This is a genomic window from Croceicoccus gelatinilyticus (assembly GCF_018398395.1).
Lineage (GTDB): Bacteria > Pseudomonadota > Alphaproteobacteria > Sphingomonadales > Sphingomonadaceae > Croceicoccus > Croceicoccus gelatinilyticus.
The window spans coordinates 1-3,507 of the sequence record NZ_JAHCBF010000033.1 but is presented as its reverse complement, the minus strand read 5'-3'; the positions used below and the strand labels follow the sequence as shown (position 1 = coordinate 3,507).

The window sequence follows — 3,507 nt, the reverse complement described above, 5'->3', positions numbered from 1 at the left end:
TGTCGCGTAGCCCTTAATTGTGAGATGAGAAATCCAACGAAATCAACGGCCTTGCTTTGCCCTTAAATATGATATTTTGCCTTTAAATCCGATATTTTTGCCCTTAAACCTGAGACAGGGTTCGCAGCTTCGTGTGGCAAATATTGATGGATGATGATCGCGAAGACTTCGTTGCCGCTGGTGCTGAGGAGGCGCGCAGGGCGGCCGTTCTGCGTCCGCTTGTTCAGGCATATCTCAAAGGAACTGGCAGTCTGGAAAGTGGCATCAATGACGCCGTTTGGGAGCTTGGTGTCAGCAGGGCGACTGTCTGGCGCTGGATAAAGCGTCTGGCCGAAGAGGGTGGGCGCACCAGCGCGCTGGCTTCTCGGAAACGGGGCCGCCCGACTGGTACAACCTTGATATCCGGCAAGGTGGAAGCGGTGATCGAAGAACATCTTCGCCGTTATTTCTTACGGCGGGAACGCCCAAGCCTGTCGCGCATCGTGACAGAAATCCGAAGCGCGTGCTGGCAGCAGGGCTTGCAACCGCCGACACGTCGGACGGTTCAGCGCAGGCTGGATGCAATGGATGCCCGTGAAATTGCCAAGGCACGCGAAGGCGCAAAGGCGGCCCGCCAGAAATTTGCGCCGGTCGTAGGCGACAACAAGGCAAACCGGCCACTGGAGGTCGTGCAAATCGACCATACGCCTGCGGACATCATTCTCGTCGACAGTTTTGAACGCAAACCAATTGGGCGGCCTTGGGTCACGCTGGCGATCGACGTCGCAACGCGGATGGTGACCGGATATTACACCTCTCTCGAGGCACCTTCGCGTCTGTCGGTGGCGCTTTGCCTGACACAGGCTGTGGCCCCCAAGGCGGAACTTCTGGCGGAATTGGTGCGCAATGTTCCTTGGCCCGCGCAGGGTAAACCGCATAGCATCCACGTCGATAACGGGCGCGATTTCCGGTCGCATGCCTTTCGGTCGGCATGTGCAGAATGGGGGATCGATCTGGTCTATCGGCCGCCAGGCAGTCCTCATTTCGGAGGGCACATCGAACGATTGATCGGCACGATGATGGGGGCCGTGCACCTGTTGCCTGGAACAACGCAATCCTCGGTCGTGGCCAAGGGCGACTATGACGCCGAGGGCATGGCCACGATGACCTTAAGCGACTTCGATCGCTGGTTTGCTCTGGAAATCTGCCGCTACAACAACAGCATTCATTCAAGTCTTGGCTGCACGCCCGTTGCCAAATGGGAGGCGCTCTCAGAGCAAATGATGGGCGATATCCCCTTCGAGATTGAAGCCTTTCGGGTGAGCTTTCTGCCAAGTGAACTGCGCAAGGTCAGGCGTGACGGCATCCATCTGTTCCAGATACGGTACTGGTCCGATGCGCTTGCAGGCCACATCGGGCGCGGGGATGGAAAGGTGGTCGTCCGCTACGACCCTCGCGACCTCTCGGTGATCTGGGTCGAACTGGATAATGACCGATACGTCGAAGCTCGGTACCGAAACCTGGAAATTCCGCCTGTGTCGCTCTGGGAATATCGCGAAGCCATGAGGAATGCCCGTGCCCTTGGCAAGTCCGGGTCCAATGAGCTGGTCCTGGCTGAGCTGATCCGACAGCAACGCCAAATCGAGTCTGAAAGCCGGAGCCTGACGAGGGCCGAACGCCGATCCCGTGAAAGAAAAGGGACATTGGAGGGCGCCAACTCGGCCGTCTCAACAACCGAAGGGCTGCGCGCGATCGATACGGGTGATACATCGCGCCCATTGTTCAAGGTGGAGAGATGGTGAATTGAGGGCAGGAAAAACAGAGGAAGACGGTCGGATCACCCTCATTCAATCGGATATCTGGATTGGCTTTCCGCGGGCCGAACAAGTTCTGGACCGTTTGCAGTGTATGATCGAAGCGCCAAGGCAAACCCGTATGCCTGGCCTTCTTGTGCATGGCGCGTCCGGGATCGGAAAGACGATGATCGCCCGCAATCTTTCGCGCAGATATGCACCGGAATATGACCCAGCATCGGGAATTACGCGAACGCCGCTGTTACTGTTACAAGCACCACCAGCTCCCGACGAACGACGGTTCTATCTGCACATCCTGGCGACCGTCGGGGCACCGGCCACGGCACTGAGCGCGCGCGCTCAAAATGTGGCCTCCCTCGAAGTCCGTGTCGTCGCGCTCTTGCGCGACCTTGGCCTGCGGATGATCATGATCGACGAAGTCCACAACCTCTTGGCCGGGACCCACCGCGAACAGCGCCGCTTTCTCAATGTTCTGCGGTATCTCAGCAATGAACTCGAAGTGTCGCTGGTCTGCCTGGGGGTCAGCGAGGCCGTCGATGCCATCCGTGGTGATATCCAGCTTGCCAGGCGGCTGGACGAACATCACCTTCCAAACTGGCGCGACGACGCCGAGTTCTCGGACATGATCCAGACACTCATCGCGGCAATGCCCCTCGAGAAGAAATCCAATCTGAAGGTCAAGTCACTAAAGCAGATACTTGCGCTGACCGGCGGGGTGACCTCGCGCATCTTCGCCCTGATCAAGGATCTTTCCATCGACGCCATTGTCACAGGTGATGAATGCATCACCGATGACGCAATCGCAAAATGGACGCCGGTTTGGTCGCGCCATGCGAACCCCCCATCGGCGGCTCGAGAAGTCCGGGGTGTGAAGCCGCACCCGCTGCCCAAGACTGTCGCGCCGCTGCCCGACGAGTTGTTGTCAGGTTGGTTGTCTAGGCTGGCGGCGGCCAACTACTGTGATGATGCGGAACTACTGGCTCATCTCAGAATCGATACCGCGCATGGCACCGCCTTGAACTTCAACGTCGACGCGGCTGCGGCGGCGAAGATTGCCAACGCCGCACGGATTGACCCAGATGTTGTGCGATCTTTGACCTTCCCAGCAATGACGACACGAGAAGCCTCGCTGACGGCCCAGATACCATTCCAGCATTGCCTGCAATGTTCCAGAGAGGGCCTTTCGCTCAAGCATTGGAGGCGAGCCTGGGCATTCGACTGCCAGGTTTGTGGGACGAGACTTGTGCCGACGCTCGGCAAGGCCAGTGGCGAACAGATGCCCGAAAAGCTGATAAATCGTGCGCGCAACGGCGCCGCGCGGCTTGAATACGCCGCGCGATTACGCAGCTCCAAGCAATTTCGGCGCGCAATGCGCGCGGTCACCTTTGCCATATCATTAAAGGCCTTCCGCGGAGATCCGTTATACGCTCTTCAGGGCCACAGGCTGGAAGTAAGGCTGTTTGGCCTTGCTGCAATTGATGCAGCCCAATCCCGTCCACTGGTCAAAGCGGCCATCTCAAGCTCCGGCATCGACGACTATGCAAGGGTTGCTCTATTGCGCGCCTTCGATAAGGAGCCACGTCTGCTTGCCGCGGTTGTTTACATCGCCCGGCAGCGCGCGAAAAGCATAGGCGCGATGGCAGTGGAATCTCATAATTAAGGGCAAAAAATATCCCCGAACGCGTCGTGTCTCAGATTTAAGGGCAACGCGACA

At 58.1% G+C, this 3,507-nt stretch carries 2 protein-coding genes; both read left to right on the top strand.

All coding sequences use genetic code 11. From position 1 onward, the window contains the following. Positions 1-146: 146 nt before the first annotated feature. The gene (locus KIH45_RS18945; RefSeq protein WP_024099411.1) at positions 147-1,781 is read left to right on the top strand and encodes a Mu transposase C-terminal domain-containing protein; all 1,635 of its coding nucleotides are present in this window, start codon (positions 147-149) and stop codon (positions 1,779-1,781) included. Next, on the top strand, positions 1,666-3,453 hold the full coding sequence (locus KIH45_RS18940; protein ID WP_216635479.1) for a TniB family NTP-binding protein: 1,788 nt from the start codon (positions 1,666-1,668) through the stop codon (positions 3,451-3,453). Before KIH45_RS18945 ends, KIH45_RS18940 begins: the two co-directional genes overlap by 116 nt. Positions 3,454-3,507 lie beyond the last annotated feature (54 nt).